Consider the following 17,889-nt stretch of genomic DNA (forward strand, 5'->3'; position numbering starts at 1 on the left):
ATGGTCGCACAACCGCCGGCCCTGATCAGCCCCCACCGGATCGAATCTCCCGTTGACCGCGGATCGTCGACATAGAGCTGAGCGGGCTCTTCGCACGCGGAAACGAGTGAGGTAGGCTCCCGAGCCAAGCTGTCCCTCGTTGCCAGGAGCTTCTCATGCCGCGCCTCTCTGCCCTCTTCCTTGCCCTTCCACTGCTCGGTTGCGGAGGCCCCGACAAGAAGGACGACCCGCCCGAGAACGACGACCCGCCCGAGAAGGACCTCGGAGGAGGCGCAGACGAGGGGCTGGACAGCGAAGAGGAGCTCACGACCGCCAGTGCCTGCACAGCGACCTGTCTGGAAGCCGGATTCTCCAGCGGTGAGGCAAAAGAGTACGCCCTCGAAATTTACTGCTACTGCTCGGGTCGTGGCAGCCTGAACGAGGCCGCATGCAGCGCCATGTGCATGTCCCTCGGCTGGGCGGACTCCAACACCTTTAATGGAGATGCGTGCAACTGCTATCACTGAGTCCGAAGTCCATCAGGCGGCCCACGGGGGCGCCGGCTACATGCGCCGCAGCGCCTCCGCCGTGGCGGCGTCGGCCGGGAAGAACGATTCGATGGCGAGCTCCGACAGCGTGACGTCGACGGGGCTGCCGAAGATGGTCGTCGTGCTGAGGAACGACAGCACGGCGTCCCCGACCCGCAGGCGCAGCGTGGCGACGAGGTCGCTCCCGTGGCCGACGGCCGCCGGATCGCCGCCGAGCTCGGCGCGCAGCTCGACGAGGGCCGGGTCGGCGCTCGCATCGATCTGTTGCTGCAACCGGTGCATGACGTGCGCGCGCCACTCCGCGGCGTTGACGATCCGCGGCAGCAGCCCGTCGGGCGCCAGGCTCAGGCGCAGCACGTTCATCGGCGGCTGGCACAGGCGCGCCGGCAGATCGGCGACCAGCGGCGCGAACGCGCGGTTGGCGGCGACGAGGTTCCAGTGGCGATCGATCGCAATCGCAGGATACGGCTCGTGCGCGCCGAGCAAGAGGTCGATCGCGCGGCGCGCGTTCGCCAGCTCGGGCGCATCGAGCGAGTGCTGCGAGTAGGACGGTGCGTGTCCGGCCGCCAGCAGCAGCGCGTTACGGGCGCGCAGCGGGATCGCTAGCACGTCGGCGAGCTTCAGCACCATGTCACGGCTCGGCGTGGCGCGGCCGGACTCGAGGAAGCTGACGTGCTTCGTCGAGATGTTGGCCGTGGCCGCGAGCGCCAGCTGGCTCATGTGCCGGCGCTCGCGCCATTGCCGCAGGAGGGCGCCGATCGGTCGCGTGGGGCTCTGCATCGCCGCGCCAGTGTACCCGTCCCGCGCCGGCGCTCCATAACCTCGCGGGTCATCCGATCGTTACCTGGGAGGTAATCGACCCGGCGCTCGCACGGGCCCATTTTCAGCCCATGTCCAGCACCTTCGAGAGCCTGCACCTCGTCGACCGCTACCTCGCCGCGTGGAACGAACGCGATGACGCTCACCGCGCGCAGTTGATCGCCGCGACCTTCACCGCAGACGCGCGCTACGTCGACCCGCTCGCCGCGAGCGAGGGGCACGCGGGCATCCACGCGATGATCGGGGCGGTCCAGGCGAAATTTCCGGCGCACGTGTTCGCGCGGCGCGGCGCGGCGGACCGCCACGGCGACTACTTGCGCTTTTCGTGGTCGCTCGCGCCGGCGAGCGGCGCGGCGATCGCCGGCGGCACCGACTTCGCTACGCTCGCGCCCGACGGCCGCTTTGCCAGCGTCACGGGCTTTCTCGACGTGCTGCCGACGCGGCCCCGCGGGAGCACGATCGGGTTGCCCGACGGCGAGAGCCTGTTCTACCGCGACACCGGCGGCGACGGTCCGCCGGTCGTGTTCGTCCACGGCTGGGCGCTGTCGAGCTCGATGTGGCAATACCAGGAGCACGCGCTGCGCGCGGCCGGCCTGCGCTGCGTCGCCTACGACCGCCGCGGCCACGGGCGTTCGAGCCCCGCGGCCTCGGGTTACGCGCTCGACACCCTGGCCGACGATCTCGCCGCCGTGCTCGCGCACCTCGACCTCCGCGGCGCGACGCTGATCGGCCACTCGCTCGGCTGCGCCGAAGTGCTGCGCTACGTCGCGCGCCACGGCTCGTCGCGCGTGGCGCGGATCGCCCTCCTCGCCCCGACGACGCCGGTGCTGCGCCAGCTCCCCGACAACCCCGAGGGCCTGCCCGACGCCGCGTTCGCGGCGCTGTGGGCGACCTGGGCGCACGACTTCCCGGGCTGGGCCGCCGACAACGAGCCGCCGTTCTTCGTCCCCGAGACCTCGGCCGCCATGCGCTCATGGCTCGTCTCGGAGCTGCTGCGCACGCACGTCGACGTAGCGATCGCCACGCAGCGCGCGGTGGTGTTCTCCGACCTGCGCCCGGACCTCGCGGCGATCGATCGCCCGACGCTGATCCTTCACGGCGACCGCGACGTGTCCGCGCCGCTCGCCCTCGGCCAGCGCACCGCGGCCGGCATCACAGGCGCTCGCCTCGAGATCTATCCGGGCGCGCCGCATGGCTTGTTCGTGACGCACGTCGATCGCGTGAACCACGACCTGCTCGCGTTCATCCGCGGATGAGCCGTCGATGACGACCTCGGCATGGCGGGTGCGCCTGCACCCGTCCGCCGCCGGGGCAGCTCGCTGGAGGCGTCCACGTCGTCGCGGAGCAAGGTGACAGCGAAGGCGGGTGGCGACGACCGCGAATGTTTCGGACGGGCGCGGGATCGGCGGTGGCGGAGGTAGCGAGGCGTTGTCGCGGGCCCAGCTTGCTCGCCGCCCGCGCGTCGACGCTGCGACCGTTCGACGAGCCGGTGGGGAGCCGGTGGTCGTGGGGCGATGGCGCCGCCGCCTGATTGACGTTGCCGCCCTGGCGCCCTGCCCCACGCTGGGCGTGCAGAACTTCCCGCGAGCAGCGACGACGGAGCGCCGCCGCGTGCAGGTTGACAGCCGTCGACCGTCGTTGGGGCCCCCGAGTGTCCACCGGCGCTCGCGCCGTCCAGCGGGCGGCGGCGCGATTTTACGGTTTATGTAGGCAGTTGGTCGCTTGCTCGCCCAGCGCGTGGGCGGACGCTCGCCGACGACTGGTAGGTGCTGCTCTCGCCGCTGCCTCAAGCACCTGGCCCTGGTTCCGCTGGCCTTGCTATTTCACAAGAGCTCGCTGGACACATGAAACTTTTCGAGACCAATCTATACTCGCAGTCGATACGGTTCGATTGCCAGCAGAAGGAGATAGACCGTGTCCAAGAAGCTTCTGTTCTCGCTCCCCGTCCTGGCCGTCGTCTCGGGCCTGTTCGCCGCTCCGCGCCCGGTGCACTCCGCCCAGTTCAAGTGTGAGGCCGCATATACGGCGACGCGCGAGGAATGCCATGACACGCCCTTTGGCGAGGTGTGTGTTCCCGGCTTCAAGGAGGGGCGGTACATCGCGTACGGCAGTGATTGCGGCGAATGTTTCGCGACGGGCAGGCACGACGCGACCTCCGCCGGAGATTGGTCCATCACGAGCGAGTGGGACCGGCAATGCGACATCGTGAATTGAGGGGACGACTCGTCGCCGGCTGGGCGACGACGCCTGCAGTGGATGGCGTCGCAGCATGACGACGGCCCCGCCGAGGCTGATGTCCGGCCTGCCCGGCTCGAGCTCGACACCGGCCCCGCCGCGGCGCAGCAGAGCGGGCGGTCGGGCGTTGTCGGGGGCCACGGTCATGGCCGCCATGGTCCCCCGTCCGCACGGCGGCGCCCATGCACCTTTTACCTACATGGCAGCATCATGCGCAGGTCGTTGCGCGGATTGACCCGCCGCGGAGGTGCCGGCCTAATGGCAGGCTCGGTTCGGAAGCGGAGGGTTAGGACATGCGCAAGTTGATTGTGATCGGTGTGTTCGCGGCGTGCGGGCTCGGGATCGCCGGGACCGCGGTGGCCAACTACTTTTACCCGGGCAAGGTGATCATCGGCACCGGCGTCATCGGCGGCGGGACCACGACGGGCGGTACGACGGACGGCACGACCGGCAGTACGCTCGGGCAGGACGCGAGCAAGATGGGCGGCGAAGAGCCCTGTACGGTCAAGCCGATCGAGTGCGAGTGCTTCACCGGCGTGCCCGTGTGGGAGGCGTGCCTCAAGACCGGCGCCGACCTCCAGTGCCTGACGCCGAAGAGCAAGTTCGACGCGATCGAGCAGGAGGGGGACGTCGTCGTCTGGGACAAGACGATGACGCTCGGCGGGCTGGTCTGCACGGGCAAGTCCGACGGGACCGCATTCGTCAACCTGCCCTAGCGGACAGCCAGACGTCGACCTCGGCAGCGGCCGGCTGGAACGCCGCGCCGACGCCGAGGAAGCCGGCCTTCGCCTGCGATGCGAGGTCGCGGCTGCGCGCGGCGTTGGCCGGGTCGAGCCGGACCAGCGCACGAGCGAGCGCGAACTGGGCCTCGGCGACGTCGTACGGGGCGACGAAGGCGTTCTGCGGCAGCAGCGGGAGCGCCTGCTCGAGCGCCTCGGCGGCGGCGGCATGGCGGCCGGCGGCCAGGTGGACGCGGCCGAGCCCGGCCAGCGGGACGCCGCGGGTCGGGTCGGCGGGATCGGGCTTGAGCTCGGCGAGGGCGCGTTGAAAGGTGCGCTCGGCGTCGCCGAGCCGACCCGCGCGCAGCTGCGCGGTGGCCATGCCGGCGAGCGCCTGCGTGGTCCGCGGGTGGCCTGTCCCGAAGGCCTGCTGGAAGATCGCCAGCGCGTCGGCGAACGACTGCTCCGACGCGGTGAAGTCGCCGGCGAACAGGTGGGTGTTGCCGAGCTCGATCAGGCAGTCGCCGCGGCTCGGGTGGGCGGGCGGCAGGTGGGCCTCGTAGATCGCCAGCGCCTGCCGGAGCGCGGTCAGTGAATCGGGGTAGCGCGCCTCGAACTGGGCGATCAGGCCGAGGTTGAAGTGGACGGTCGCCAGCGCGGGGTGGCTGTCGCCGTAGGCGCCGCGGACGATCGCCAGCGTGCGGGTGAACGTCGCCTCGGCCTCGTCGAGGTCGAACAGGCTCAGCTCCGCGGCGCCGATGTTGTTGAGCACGTCGCCGAGCACGGGGTGGTGGGCGCCGTAGGTCTGCTCGAAGATCGCCAGGACGCGGCGGTACTCGGCGATCGCGGCCGGGTAGTCGCCGCGCAGGAATTTGAGCGTGCCGCGGGAAATCAGAGCCTGACCGTGGGCGATCGAGGTCTCGCCGTGGAGCCGGGCGCGCAGCTCGACGGCGCGGTCGATGTGCGGCGCGGCGCGGTCGAGGTCGCCGCGGGTCAGCAGCAGGTCGCCCAGACGGCCCTCGAGCAGCGCCTCGGCGGTGCCGCCGTCGGACAGGCGCCCGGTGGCGCCGCGCGCGAGCTCGGCGAGGTGCAGGCCCTCGTCGAAGCGGGCTTGTCGCACGCCGACCGTGCGGACGAGGTCGATCGTCGCGGCGGCGCGGGTGTCGTCGTCGCCGGCGCGGTCGGCCGTCGCCACGGTGCGCAGCAGCGCCGCCTCGGCGGTCGGGTAGTCGCCGAGCTGGTCGTCGATCTTGCCGGCGAGGTGCAGCGTCGCGGCGAGCGTCGGCGCATGCCCCAGCGCTTCGGCCTCGGCGCGCAGCGGCCCGAGCTCGGCGCGCGCGGCCTTGAACTGACCGACGTCGAACTTCGCCTGCACGCCGGCGAGGCGGGCGCGCAGGTCGTCGACGGCGTGCGCGGCCGCGAGGTCGTCGGGAGCAGGGCTGCGGGCGAGCAGGGCGCGGGTGTCGGCGCAGCGCGCGAGCGTCGGCAGTTGGTCGGCAGCCTGCACGGCCTTCTCGAGCACCGCGGCGTCGGCGGTCGTCAACACCTCGACGAGCGCGCGCAGGGCGGTCTTGCGGTCGTCGAGGCAGGCGACGCGCAGGTCGTACAGCGAGTCGGACTGCTCGCCGCGGCGGTGCGACTCGCAGGCGCCGCGGCGCATGCCGACCCATGCCCCGGCGTATTCGGCGAGCCGCTGGCCGACGCGGGTCGCGACCTCGTCGGCGTAGGCGGCCCCGGTCGCGGTCAAGGCCTCGCGGACCGCCCGGGCGACGGAAGGATCCCAGACGCCGGCGAGCGGCTCGTCGGCGCCGACGCAGGTCGCGGCGTCGCGGGCCTGGATCGCGTGGGCCGCGTAGCCGCCGGCGCTGGCGAACAACATCACGCCGGCGGCGGCCGCGGCGACGCCGAGGCGGCGGCGTCGGGCGCGATCGGGGTCGGCCGACAGCACCTGCAGGAGCGCGTCCATCGTCGGGAAGCGCAGCGCCGGGTCGATGCTGAGGCCGCGGACCAGCGCGGCGTGGACCCAGCCCGGGACCTCGGTGTCGCGCGGCGGTTCGAGGCGCCTGTCCTCGAGGACAGCCCGCGAGATCTCCGCCGTCGTCGCGCCCTTGAACGGGCGGTAGCCGTACAGACCCTCGAACAGCGCGACGCAGAAGCTGAACTGGTCGCTGAGCGCGTCGGCCGGCTCGCGCAGCAGCTGTTCGGGGGCCATGTACGCGGGGGTGCCGATGAACGTGCCGACCTGCGTCAGGTCGACGCTGCTCGCGCTCGGCGGCGGGGCGCCCGGGTGCGTCATGGCGTGCTCGTCGTGGCGGGCGAGGCCGAAGTCGACGACGCGCACGCGGCCGTCGTCGCCGACGAGCACGTTGTCGGGCTTGAAGTCGCGGTGGACGATGCCGGCGCCGTGGGCCGCGGCGAGGCCGTGGCCGGCTTGCAGGTACACGCCGAGGATCGCTCGCCACGGCCGGTCCTCGCGCTGCAACCAGTCCTTGAGGCTGCCGCCGCTGACGAACTCCATGGCGATGAACACGGCGTCGCCGAACGGCCCGACGTCGTAGACCTGAGCGACGTTCGGGTGCGACAGCTTGGCCATCGCCTGCGCCTCGCGCAAAAGCCGAGCCTGGCCGACGCTCTGCTGCTGGCCGCGAAATTCACCGCGCAGCAGCTTGAGCGCGACCTTGCGCTCGAGCTGCTCGTCGTACGCCGAGTACACGACGCCCATGCCGCCCTCGCCGAGCTTGCGCAGCACGACGAACCGGCCGATCTTCGCCGGGCCGGCGTCGACCTCCGGCTCGGCCCGCCTGCCGCGCTCGGGCGCGGACGCGAGCGTGTCGACGCGGGTGACGAGCGGGCTCGTGTGCGTGGGGTCGACGGGCATCGGCGCCTGTTCGAGGTTCACGGATGCCGGCGAAGCGTGCAAGAGCGGGACGGGCGTCCCGAACGTCGGCGCGCGATCGTGCAACGGCGATGCGATCACCCAGCCGGTGCGCCCGTCCGCGTGGCCCCGCCGCCGTCCGTGGCGCCCCGACCCCGGGTCGAGCACGGGCTGCCGAGCCTCGGGGACGCGCGCGCCGGCACGAACGGACATGTCCCGGGGGACATCGACCTGCGACCGCCTCCCGGTTGTCCGCGACGCTCAGCCCGTCGCAGGGCCGCAAGACCGAGCCGGTCGAGGCGCATGTTTCTTCGTCCTGTCCTCAGAGACAGGATCCACTGCGACCGACGAGCCCACCCGCCTCGACGTGCAGGTCTGTGCGCACGGCTCAACTGCGTGACCGTGCGAGTGACCCCTCTGCCGAGGTCGGGTCGAACCGCGACGTAACCATCCGTGGCGTCGTGGCGCGCGGTGCCGGTTTTCAGGGTGGGTCCTGGGCACCCTCGGGACCCGGTCGCCGCTCCCGAGGGATATGCCCAGTCCGGACGCACGGGGGTTTTCGGCACGATCCTAGCGATTGCTCGTGAGGTACTCCCTCACCCGCTCCACCGACGTCCCGACCGCCTGGACGGCCTCGCGCAGCTTCTCGGGGGTCGTGCCGAGCGTCCTCGTCCACGTTCGGACTTCGTGCTCCTGGTGGATATTGATGGTCTTCCGGTCCTGGGGGCCATTGATGTTCGGGTCGTCGGACATGGTGCCGACAGCGTTGCTCAGCTTCGCCATCGAGCAACGCCGGCGCGAGGACTTCCCAAAATTTTAGGAAGCGCGCGCGATGAGGATCGGCCCCTGTTCCCGGCGGAAGACGCGCATCAACTTTTTTTGCTCGAGCGCCGCGACAACTGATTTCGCCGCCTGTCATCCCCCCGAGGAGCAGCCTCGGCCGCGCGCCGGGCTCATCGGCACGCGCGCGCGGACGACCGCTCGAACCAAAGGAGCGACACCATGACGGCACGAACGACCGCAAGATCAATCATGAAGCGCGCGAGGTGGCTGTGTGTCCTCGCCCTCGCGGGCTGCGACGACCCCGACGTCGAGCTCGCCGAGGACGAGGGTACGGTCCTCGCCGCCGAGGACGAGGCGCAGGACGCCGTCGTCATCGCCGACTCCGAGCTGCGCGAGGTGTGCGACCTCGCCGAACTCGATTCGCAGCCGCCCGTCGAGGGCCCGGACGAATTCACCGACGAGGCCGACCCGGCCCTCGGCACGTGCAGCACGGGCAGCAACGACTACGTCCCCATCGATTATGGGTGCGGGAGCTGCCGACACCCGATCACGGGAGAGTCCGGCAGGAAGGTCGAGCACTGGTGGCAGTACTGCTACAAGCCGCCGAGCCCGCCCGCGTGCGGCTGCTACTCGAAAACCCTGTGGTCCTGGTCGTGCGAAGTCGGCTGTTGAGAGGAGCCTCGCCATGAATCTTCGAACCCGTGCATTCTCGATCGCCTGGGCCCTCTGCGTCGCTGCGTGCGACCCGATGGAGGAGCCCGCCTCCGGCGACGCCGAGGTCGCGCTCGCGCCGTCGGACGAGCTCGAGCTCCTGCTCCCGCTCTGCATGAGTCTACCGCCCGAGGCCGACGCCGAGGCACCCTCTCCGGCGGACATCCCCGAGCTCGCGGACGCGCCGCAAGTCGCCGAGGGCGTGTGCCAGGGTGAGTGGGAGACCAAAAGCGAGAGGACCAACTGTAACACCTGCGTGTTCACGCGCGGCAACAACGGCACCGTCTACAACAAGTATCGGCGCTGGTGCTACAAACCCCCGAGCCCGGTCGCCTGCGGCGGCTGCGGGCCTTGGGAGTACACCGGATTCAGCTGCCACGACTTCGACCTCTGCACCTAACCGCTCGCCAGGCCCGCGAGCGGCGGCCCGCCGCGCTCGCCGATCGTCTGTCCATACAATCGCCGGACCTGCCGGCGACCAGCGCGGCCGCCGAGATTCCCGCGCCGTCCCTGCCGGCGAGCCTCGCGACCTCGGTCCCGCGCACGGCCCTGGGCAGCCGGACTCGCCCGACCTCAACCCATTGAGCTCGCCTGGTCCAAGCGCGAACCCGCACTCCGCGACCTCGGGCCCCGAACCGTCCCGCTCCTCAAGGCCTGCGCCTGCTGCTCTCGCTCTCAGGGGCGCGCCACGAGCCGAGAAGCGGCCGAGGCGGCGCACGCCGCCGGCGGATCTCGCGGCCGCGCTGCAGGTTATCCCGGGACGGGCACGCGCCCGCGAAAAAATCGCCGCGACCCTGATCGAGCTCGACGTCGGCGCGACTCCCAGGTTCTCGTGGGCGGCGAGTTCGCCTATTACGGCACCGTCCCCGGGGTCGTCGGCGACGTCGACGTCGATCGCCTGATGGGCGACGAGAGCCTGCTGGCCGCGCTCGCGCAGGTGGAGCCGTCGTCGTCCGTCGCCACGACCCCCACCACGCCGACCCCGTGGCCGGCGCCCGTCGACCTGGCGGCGCTCGGCGGCGGCAGCCACCCCTACACCGCGCGCGTCCAGGGCTGCCTGCTCGGGCTCGGTTACGGCCCGCGCGGCCTGGTCGCCAGCGCGTCCGGGCTGCCCGACGGCATTTCGGCCCGCAGACCGAGGCCGCCCTCCGCCAATTCAAGCGCGCCCACGGCCTGGCCGACGACGTCCGGTCGATGACGCCACCGGGTGGTGGCTGGTCAACAGCGGCCTCCGCTGAGGCCCTCGCGCCGCGCCAGCGGCCGGCTCGCCCGGCCCCGCACCCTATATGTAGTGAACGGCGCGACGCAAATCGACCCGGCAGCACGTGCGGGCACCACTGCAACGAGCGCACGTTGCTTCAACGCGACCGCCCGCTGCCCGGCTACAGTCGGCGCGAAGAAGGAGGAGAACTCGCATGTCCGTCGCCATGCCCGCCGCACAGAACACCGTGCCGTCGCTGTCCCTGCCCGATCTTTTCGCGCGCTACCATGTCGGCTGGGAGACCCGCGATCCTTCGCGGATCGCCTCGCTCCATTCCGAAGACAGCGTGTTCCACGTCCATGACGGGTCGGAGCCCGTGCATGGGCGCGACGCGCTGCGGCGGCATTGCGCAGAGCTGTTTTCGCGGTTCGATTGGAGCTTCGAAATGGGGCGCCGGTTTTATGGCGCGGACCACTGGGTCTTCGAATGGACGATGGTGCTCGCGCTCCGCGAGCCCGGCGGCGCCCCCTTCACCGCACGCGTCGAGATGCTCGACGTGGTGACCCTCAATCGCGCGGGCGAGGTCGCGCGCAAGGACGTCTTTACGAACGGCGCCCAGGCACAGGCTGCGTTCGCACGCGCCGGGATCGCACGATAGCGCGTATCACGTCCCGACCGCGCCCGCTACCATCTTGCATCCTCCCGATACCGCGCCGATCCTCGCGACCATGGCCGATCCGAGAACGCCTTTCAGCAGTCCAATTTTCCCGGTCGGGGTCCGGCGGCTTGCGGCGCATCCCAACGCGGTGCTGGCGGTGCTCGTCGGGCGGACGGGGCCGGTGACGGTGGCGGATGAAGGCGGGCGCGTGACGGGGGATGCGCTGATCGTGCGGCCGGGGATCTCGCACAGCGTCTCCTTCGCCGAAGGCGGCGCCGATGTGCTGTATTTGAACGGCCTCGCCTTTCCCTTCACGGCGCCGCTGGCGGTCGCGGCCACGGGCGCACTTGCCCAGCTGGCGGCGCACGCGATCGGCGGGGCGACCGATGCGATCGCCGAACTGCGCGCGCGGCTGGACCTGGCCACCCCGCCGCTGCCCACGAACATGGCCGCGATCGTGCGCGCGATGGAGGCCGACCCGATGGTCCGGATGCCGCAGGCCGAGCTGGCGCGGCGGCTCGGCATGGAGCGAACACAGGCCTTGCGCCGCTTCAAGGCCGCGACAGGGCTGACCTTCCGCGCATTCAAGCTATGGTCGGGGCTTCAGCACGCCGCCCGGCAGATCGAAGCGGGGGTGCTGGTGCGCACCGCCGCGATGGATGCGGGCTTTGCCGATACCGCCCACCTTTCGCGCAGCTTTCGCGCCCTGTTCGGGCTTTCGCCGAGCGCGGCGATCGCGGGGCTCAGCCACAGCGGCCCCACCCCTCGAGCAGGCGGCCGCCGACCGGCACTTCGTCCTGGTACTGGGTGCCGTCCTCGATGAGCGGCGCGATCTTCGCCAGAAATGCCCTGGCCTGCGCGCTGGCGAAGTTCTCCGCGTGCGCCTCCTTGGTGGTCCAGCCCTCCGTGACGTGGACGACGTCGCGGTCGCTGGCCGAGCGACCGACGAGGTAGAGGACGCAGTGCTCGCTGAGGGCCGGTCGCGCACCTGTCGTCACGCTGATCAAGAGATCGACCAGCTCGTCGCCCTTGCCGGGACGAGCGGTCATCGTGGCGCGGAATCCATACGTCGCTCTCATGTCTTCTCCTCCGCCGCGAGCAGCGGCGTCGACGAGAGACAGGTTTAAGGGCGCAAGGCTGGATGCTCTACCATCCACCGTCCGCATTTCATTGGTCAAAGTCCGGGCATGAAGGACTGCTCTCGGAGAGCATCGCTTCCGCCGCGAGCTTCGGGGCGAGGTTCCCGCCGCTGACCGACGTTGCAGCGGACGCAGGCTCATCGGCTCGCGTACCAGCGGGCTGCGCGATCGCGCGCGAGCCGCCCAATCTGCCTGGCGCCTGCGACCTCGTGAGGCCCGCCGAGCTCCAGGCAGAACTCGGCCCCGCCGTCGCGGCGAAGGCGGACCGGCCACGGAATGAGCGGAGCGCCGGAGCGCCCAGGAAATGCGGTACGTTCTCGTCGGGCGATCGCGACAGCCGATCGCGATTTCTTACAGGAGCTTGAGGCGGATGCATCGATGCAAGTGGATGTTGGGGTTCGTGGGGCTGGTGGTCGCAGGCGCGTGTGGTCCGGGGACGCCCGCCGACACCGACGCGACGAGCGGCTCGACGGCGACCACGGGCGCGGAGCCCTCGTCGGAGGGCGCGAGCGAGACGGAGAGCACGGAGAGTCCGACGAGCGGGCCCGGGACGACCGGCACGACGGGGCCGACGCCGACGACGAGCGTGGAGCCGGAGACGGCGACGTCGAGCACGACCGACGACCCCGGCACCACCACGACCGGCGGGCCGGATGGTCTCGCGGCCTGCGGCTTCGCCGAGTCCACCGTCCGCGGCCTGGTCGGTCAGGCCTTCGTCGCCGGGGACTTCGACCAGGACGGGGCAATCGACCTCGTGGTCAAGCCCGACGGCGGGACGGCCCAGATCCACTTCAACGGCGGGAACGGGGCCGCGTTCACGGCCGGTCTGGTGCATGACATCGCCAACGGCGGGCAGATGGCCGGCGGCGACTTCGACGGCGACGGCCGTGTCGACGTGGTGCACTACGACTTCACGATCGCCGACGAGCTGCAGGTGCAGCTCAACATCGGCGGCGAGCTCGCGCCGCCGCTGTCGACGCCGAGCGACGCGCTCTACTACACGTTCCGGGTCGCCGACGTCGACGGCGACGGCGACAGCGACGTGAGCCTCGGCGGCCGTCACTCCGAGCCGGTCGACGTGCTGCTGGCCGACGGCGGCGCGCTGACGGCGACCCACCAGCTGCAAGTGTCGGCGTGCTACGCGACCGGCAGCGATTGGGCCGACTTCGACGGCGACGGCGACCTCGACTTCGCGGTCGTCGGCGATTGCAACGCGGTCCTGGGGATGCCGCCGATCGCGATGCACCTGCGCGAGGGCGACGGCTACGTGGCGCTCCCGGACGTGGGCCTGGCGGAGTCGTCCGACCCGCCGGTGCTCGTGGCCGGCGATTACGACGGCGACGGAGTGGTCGACCTCGTCACCCAGGGCCATCACCAGACGCCACACTTCAACCGCCACCTCGGCGTGGGCGACGCGACGTTCGCCGCGCTCGAACCGTTCGAGGTGCCGGACGATCGGTGGATCCGCCAGGCGCTCGACGCCGACGCCGACGGGCGCACCGACCTCCTGGCCGACGGTGACGGCCTGGTCGTGCTGTACCGCAGCACGGGGTCCGGCTTCGAGCCGTGTCTGGTCGGCGCGGGGGTCCTCGCTGCGGCGGCCGACTTCGACGGCGACGGCCGGCTCGACGTCATGCTGAAGGAGGGCCCGTCGTTCACGCTGGCGCGCGGGCAGTAGCGAAGCGCCGCAGGTCAGCTCACCGGACGAGCGTCCTGCTCGACGCGGGGCTCTGGCGACTGTTCCTGTTCGACGTGCTGGTCGGGATCGGCGATCGGTCCGCCGTGAACCTGTTCGTGGCGCCCGACCCCGCGCGGTACCTGCCCATCGATCACGAGCTGGCGTTGCTGACCCCGAGCGCCATCCGACCCGACTGCGCCTACTTCCACTTCGTCCCCCTGGGGTCGCCCGAATGCCCCGACCGTGACGGCGCGCATCGACGTGCCCTGCTCCGACGGCGAGGCACCGCCGCGGCGATCGCCGAGGCCAACGGCGCCTATCGACGATTGCGCTCGTCGGCGCGGACGCACCAGGAGCCCATGACCGCGTGGATCGAGCTGGCCCGGAGCCGGCTGACCGAGGGCTGGTTCCGCGAGTGCGTCTCCCGGGTCCCCGACGCGGTGTCGCCGGGCGATCCTCCTAAAACTCCACGCATGAACGACAAGGTCCCTGGAAGCGACAACACCCATCCGGCTCGAGTGACCACGCCGATGCCGTCTCCGGCCGGTTCGTGGGAGCGAGCGGTGAGACTCCTTGGTGAGCGCCGACTTCCGGCCGCGACCGCGTCGCAGCACCGACGACGGAGCCGCACGAGCGCCTCGCGACAAGCGCCGCGTCCGGGGCCCGGCGACGCCCCGAGCACATCGACCCCTGGACGACGGCCCTCCAGAATACGCGATTGGCGCGTCGAGGGCGTCACCGGGTTCGTTCCTGCGCGTGACAGACGAACTCCGGGCGTGCATGACCCGCGCCGAGCGCACCTTCGCACGAACGCCGAGGATCGCCCGCGCTGCCTTGACGGGCCCCGTAACCACGTTTAGCGTCGACTCGGCTGCGCGTGTGAGTGCGAGCGGATCGCATCTCGCCGCGAGCCGGGAGCTGTTCGATGTCGATGCCTATTCGTTGGATTCATTCGATGTACTTGGTGAAGATCTGCCTCATCGCCGCCATCGCGCCCGCATGCGAGCGGGCGGACGAGGCCGCGGACGATGAGACGACCTTCGAGGAGTTTCGCGACGCGACCGAGCGCAGCGTCGATTACCCGCAGTTGTTCGTCGTCGAGGGCGACATGCTGATGAGCGAGGACCAGCTGAGGTCCTACTTTGACCGCCGGATCCAGCCCCGAGCCTACAGCACGAAGGGCACCGACGGGCACAACGCCGCGTGGCGCGTCGACCGCAAGCTCACCCTGACGTACTGCGTTGACGCGGTCACGGGCGACGCCAACGGCGGGTTCACCCCCGCCGAACACGCCCTGGTGGTGGCCGCGATGAAGCAGGCGAGCCTGGAGTGGGAGCTCGCCGGCGACGTCAACTTCATCCACCGTCCCTCGGCCGACACTGGTGATTGCGACTTCCCCAGCGCGGATGTCTACTTCACCGTCGAGAAGTCGGCGGCGACCGGCTGCGGGATGAATGCCTTCGGGCCGGGCGGCCTGGCGCAGCCGGACCCGATCATTCGCGTCGTCACGATCACCCAGGACGCGGTGGACGGCTGCAACGACCCCTTGAGCGCGACGTTCACCCTGCTCGAGGGTCTCCGCCACGAGCTGGGCCACGTGATCGGCCTCGAGCACGAACACTACCGAAACACGGGCGTCGACAACCCGCGCTGTGACGACACGGAGTTCGTCAACTTCCAGAAGCTCAGCGAGATCGACCCCGCGTCGGTCATGTGGTACGACTTCTGCGACGGCGGCGAGGGCACGCACTCGTCCTTGACCCGGCGCGACGCCGCCGCCGCGCGCTTCCTCTACAACCTGCCGAAGTCGGGCTGGTTGCGGACTTCCGCCGCGGGCCCGGCTCTCCCGCAGTGGGCCAATTACGACAGCAACGCCCGCTCCGACATCTTCTGGTACGCGCCCGGCGGGCCCGAGCAATTCTCGTTCTCGCAGGGCGGCGGCGCCTTCACGCTGTCCAACAGCCTCTCCTCGGCGCCACTGGCTCATCACAAGCCGCTCGTCGGCCAGTACGACAGCGGGAGCCTCTCGGACGTCCTGTTGCACACGCAGGGCCCGAACGCCAGCGAGGAGACGCTGTTCCTCAAACAAGCGAACAACCTCTCCTTCACCGCGTCCGCGCTGTCGTTGTCGGACTCGCTCGTCGTCCCGTTGGTCGGGCAGTTCGCCGGCACCGACCGCACCGACATCCTGTTCTTCGGGGTGACCGGAGGGCTCATCCACTGGGTCTCGAACGGCAACGGGACCTTCACCGAGCACACGGTGTTCGTCCCGATCATCGGCGAGCCGACGCGATGGTACAGCCCGGTCGCGGGCGACTTCGACGGCGACGGCTTCACCGATATCTTCGCCTACCACTCCGATGTCGACACCAACGTGTCGCCCGACAAGAGCAAGTTCTGGCGCTCTCTCGGCAACGGGACGTTCACCTCGACCGACGTGAATCACACGGCGAAGGGCATCCAGGGGAGCAACACGTCCCCGTTCTTCTACGCGATGACGGTCGGTGACTTCAACGGCAACGGGCCGCAAGACATCCTGTGGTACTCGCCGACCGCCCCGGGCTCCAATGTCGTCATCTGGCGCAACGGCGCGAGCATGGCCGAGTTCGTGGCGTCGCAGTCGCTCGCCGGGAAGTTCAAGGTGTTCTCCGGCGACTTCAACGGCGACGCCACGACCGACGTCTTTTGGTACAACCAGAACGAGGGGCCGAGCGACCACGACATCGTGTGGCTGCAGAACGGCGACTTCAGCCATACCGGCGTCACGGTCGACGTCGGCAACAACGAGCTCTTGCCCGTGCTCGGCGACTACGACAACAACGGCACCACGGACATCTACTGGTGGGATCCGGTCGGCACCGACAGGGTCTGGATCTCGGACGGCGACGGCACCTTCACCGAGACCTCCGTCGCCAGCGATCCCACCGGCTACCCGGTCGGCTACGGCCTCCAGTGAGCGCCGTGGAGCACCTCCACGACGACGTGGAGGCGACCGGAATGGTCGGCTCGAAGGTGGCCGACCTCCACTTCGACCACGACGCGGCCGCGTTTGCCGAAATCCTGGAGAAACCCTCGGGCGCGGAGGGGCACCTCCTCGCCAGAGCACGTCGCAGGTCGGGTAGCTGCCCCTACAGCGCGGGTAACGCGACGTAACTGTGATGCACGAGGGCATGTGCTTGACCAAGCGCTCGTGGAACTGCTGAGGGGGTGGAGTCGTCACGGCGCGGCCAGGGCGAGATCGCTCTTGACATGATTGCGCGGATCGCTATCGAGGAGCGGTGATGGACGCCCGGCGCACCGCCCTTGAAGCCCGCCTGACCGAGCTGGAGGCGGAGCGCGAGCAGTACCGCCGGCTGTACCTCGAGACGCTAGAGCGCTGCGCCTTGCTCGAACGAGAAATCGTCGCCGGCAAGAGGGCCGAGCGCTTCACCAGCGAAGGCTCGCAGCTCACGCTGCCGGTGCTGGGGCAGGTGCTCGGCACAAAGCCGTCCAAGATCGCGCTGTCGGCGGCGGCGCCGGAGCCGAAGCCGGTGCGCGACGAGGCGGGGGCCCGGGCCAGCGGCCGCTGCCGCCGAGCTGCCGCCCTTCGTGATCGAGGTGCTGCCGCCGGAGGTGCAGCGTGGGGGCCTCGACGCCTTCGAGCGGACCGGCGAGGAGACGAGCGAGGTCGTCGAGCATCGATCCGCCCTCCTCGTCGTCCGGCTCGTACGCCCGAAATTCGTTTGGACCAGGCAACCGGCGCGCCGGAGGAGGCGAATGAGGACGGCTCGCCGCCCGCGGGTCGTCGAACCGTTACCGTTCACTGGACCCAAATAAAAAAGCCCCCTTCTTTCGAAGGGGGCATAGCGCTGGCGGCGTCCTACTCTCCCACAGGGTCTCCCCTGCAGTACCATCGGCGCTGGAAGTCTTAACGACCGAGTTCGGGATGGGATCGGGTGTGGCCCTTCCGCCATAGCCACCAGCAAAACTTGTCGACGAGCGGCGAGGAGAACCGCGGTGGAGCCGCGGATTCGTCCTCGCAAGAGATCGTGCTGTGATGGGGCTCCGTCTCGGAGCGGGCCGCTTTGGCGGCCGTCGTGCAGGTGTCGCTCGGAACCTCGGACTTCAAGCACCACACGGGAGCGGTGCCCAAGGTCAAGCCGAACGGTCGATTAGTACCGGTTAGCTCCGCGCGTCGCCGCGCTTCCACACCCGGCCTATTAACGTCGTCGTCTACGACGGACCTTCAGGGAATCCTCATCTTGTGGTTGGCTTCCCGCTTAGATGCTTTCAGCGGTTATCCGTTCCAGACATGGCTACCCGGCGATGCTCTTGGCAAAACAACCGGAACACCAGGGGTCTGTCCATCCCGGTCCTCTCGTACTAGGGACAGCTCCACTTCAAGATTCCTGCGCCCACGGCAGATAGGGACCAAACTGTCTCACGACGTTTTGAACCCAGCTCGCGTACCGCTTTAATTGGCGAACAGCCAAACCCTTGGGACCTACTACAGCCCCAGGATGCGATGAGCCGACATCGAGGTGCCAAACCACGCCGTCGATGTG

Annotated in this window: 16 protein-coding genes and 2 rRNA genes (1 of these 18 only partly in view); 12 read left to right on the plus strand and 6 right to left on the minus strand. The window is 70.1% G+C overall.

Going from position 1 to position 17,889, the window contains the following annotated elements; genetic code table 11:
- Positions 1–155 precede the first annotated feature (155 nt).
- Positions 156–506, plus strand: a complete 351-nt coding sequence (locus tag NAEX_RS08845; protein WP_096327076.1) for a hypothetical protein — start codon at positions 156–158, stop codon at positions 504–506.
- Between the two features lie 36 nt (positions 507–542).
- Here NAEX_RS08845 and NAEX_RS08850 read toward each other — a convergent pair whose 3' ends face one another.
- Positions 543–1,307 (minus strand): helix-turn-helix domain-containing protein, encoded by a 765-nt coding sequence (locus NAEX_RS08850; protein ID WP_096327077.1) that lies wholly within the window; start codon positions 1,305–1,307, stop codon positions 543–545.
- Between the two features lie 110 nt (positions 1,308–1,417).
- On the opposite strand from NAEX_RS08850, the gene NAEX_RS52015 reads away from it, so the two are divergent.
- The 3 genes from NAEX_RS52015 (at position 1,418) to NAEX_RS08865 (ending at position 4,297) form a co-directional block, all read left to right on the plus strand.
- On the plus strand, positions 1,418–2,602 hold the full coding sequence (locus NAEX_RS52015; protein ID WP_096327078.1) for an alpha/beta fold hydrolase: 1,185 nt from the start codon (positions 1,418–1,420) through the stop codon (positions 2,600–2,602).
- 658 nt (positions 2,603–3,260) lie between these two features.
- A complete protein-coding gene (locus NAEX_RS08860) occupies positions 3,261–3,560 on the plus strand; it encodes a hypothetical protein (protein ID WP_096327079.1) in 300 nt (99 codons plus the stop codon).
- 314 nt (positions 3,561–3,874) lie between these two features.
- Positions 3,875–4,297 carry a hypothetical protein gene (locus NAEX_RS08865; RefSeq protein ID WP_096327080.1) on the plus strand — a complete coding sequence of 141 codons (423 nt, stop codon included), beginning with the start codon at positions 3,875–3,877 and terminating at the stop codon, positions 4,295–4,297.
- On the opposite strand, the gene NAEX_RS08870 is transcribed toward NAEX_RS08865, so the two are convergent.
- Both NAEX_RS08870 and NAEX_RS08875 read right to left on the minus strand, forming a co-directional pair.
- Positions 4,284–7,199: a serine/threonine-protein kinase gene (locus tag NAEX_RS08870; protein WP_170135575.1), complete on the minus strand. Its 2,916-nt coding sequence runs from the start codon at positions 7,197–7,199 to the stop codon at positions 4,284–4,286. The genes NAEX_RS08865 and NAEX_RS08870 overlap by 14 nt on opposite strands.
- Positions 7,200–7,745: 546 nt before the next feature.
- Positions 7,746–7,958, minus strand: a complete 213-nt coding sequence (locus tag NAEX_RS08875) for a DUF3606 domain-containing protein (protein WP_211302378.1) — start codon at positions 7,956–7,958, stop codon at positions 7,746–7,748.
- A gap of 249 nt (positions 7,959–8,207) precedes the next feature.
- Here NAEX_RS08875 and NAEX_RS08880 point away from each other — a divergent pair, with 249 nt between their 5' ends.
- From NAEX_RS08880 to NAEX_RS08900, 5 genes are all read left to right on the plus strand, one after another.
- Complete coding sequence (locus NAEX_RS08880; RefSeq protein WP_096327082.1) at positions 8,208–8,630, plus strand: hypothetical protein; 423 nt, start codon at positions 8,208–8,210, stop codon at positions 8,628–8,630.
- Between the two features lie 13 nt (positions 8,631–8,643).
- Positions 8,644–9,069 (plus strand): hypothetical protein, encoded by a 426-nt coding sequence (locus NAEX_RS08885; RefSeq protein WP_143141243.1) that lies wholly within the window; start codon positions 8,644–8,646, stop codon positions 9,067–9,069.
- Positions 9,070–9,501: 432 nt separating this feature from the next.
- Entirely contained in the window at positions 9,502–9,867 is a 366-nt protein-coding gene (locus tag NAEX_RS08890; RefSeq protein WP_096327084.1) for a hypothetical protein, read from the plus strand.
- A gap of 217 nt (positions 9,868–10,084) precedes the next feature.
- The gene (locus tag NAEX_RS08895; protein ID WP_143141244.1) at positions 10,085–10,528 is read left to right on the plus strand and encodes a nuclear transport factor 2 family protein; all 444 of its coding nucleotides are present in this window, start codon (positions 10,085–10,087) and stop codon (positions 10,526–10,528) included.
- Between the two features lie 34 nt (positions 10,529–10,562).
- Entirely contained in the window at positions 10,563–11,351 is a 789-nt protein-coding gene (locus NAEX_RS08900; RefSeq protein WP_143141245.1) for a helix-turn-helix domain-containing protein, read from the plus strand.
- On the opposite strand, the gene NAEX_RS08905 is transcribed toward NAEX_RS08900, so the two are convergent.
- On the minus strand, positions 11,272–11,577 hold the full coding sequence (locus NAEX_RS08905; RefSeq protein ID WP_211302379.1) for a putative quinol monooxygenase: 306 nt from the start codon (positions 11,575–11,577) through the stop codon (positions 11,272–11,274). The genes NAEX_RS08900 and NAEX_RS08905 overlap by 80 nt on opposite strands.
- 460 nt (positions 11,578–12,037) lie before the next feature.
- On the opposite strand from NAEX_RS08905, the gene NAEX_RS08910 reads away from it, so the two are divergent.
- The 3 genes from NAEX_RS08910 to NAEX_RS08920 all read left to right on the plus strand — a co-directional run bounded on the left by NAEX_RS08910 (position 12,038) and on the right by NAEX_RS08920 (position 16,498).
- Positions 12,038–13,345, plus strand: coding sequence for an FG-GAP repeat domain-containing protein (locus tag NAEX_RS08910; RefSeq protein WP_100793418.1), 1,308 nt, complete (start codon positions 12,038–12,040; stop codon positions 13,343–13,345).
- A gap of 955 nt (positions 13,346–14,300) precedes the next feature.
- Positions 14,301–16,301 (plus strand): FG-GAP-like repeat-containing protein, encoded by a 2,001-nt coding sequence (locus tag NAEX_RS08915; protein WP_143141246.1) that lies wholly within the window; start codon positions 14,301–14,303, stop codon positions 16,299–16,301.
- 5 nt (positions 16,302–16,306) lie between these two features.
- Entirely contained in the window at positions 16,307–16,498 is a 192-nt protein-coding gene (locus NAEX_RS08920; protein WP_143141247.1) for a hypothetical protein, read from the plus strand.
- A 693-nt stretch (positions 16,499–17,191) separates the two neighbouring features.
- Here NAEX_RS08920 and rrf read toward each other — a convergent pair.
- Positions 17,192–17,308, minus strand: a 5S ribosomal RNA gene (gene rrf / locus NAEX_RS08925).
- 167 nt (positions 17,309–17,475) lie between these two features.
- Positions 17,476–17,889: ribosomal RNA gene (locus NAEX_RS08930) — 23S ribosomal RNA — on the minus strand; it runs 2,529 nt beyond the window's last position.

It is taken from the genome of Nannocystis exedens (assembly GCF_002343915.1).
Taxonomy (GTDB): domain Bacteria; phylum Myxococcota_A; class Polyangia; order Nannocystales; family Nannocystaceae; genus Nannocystis; species Nannocystis exedens.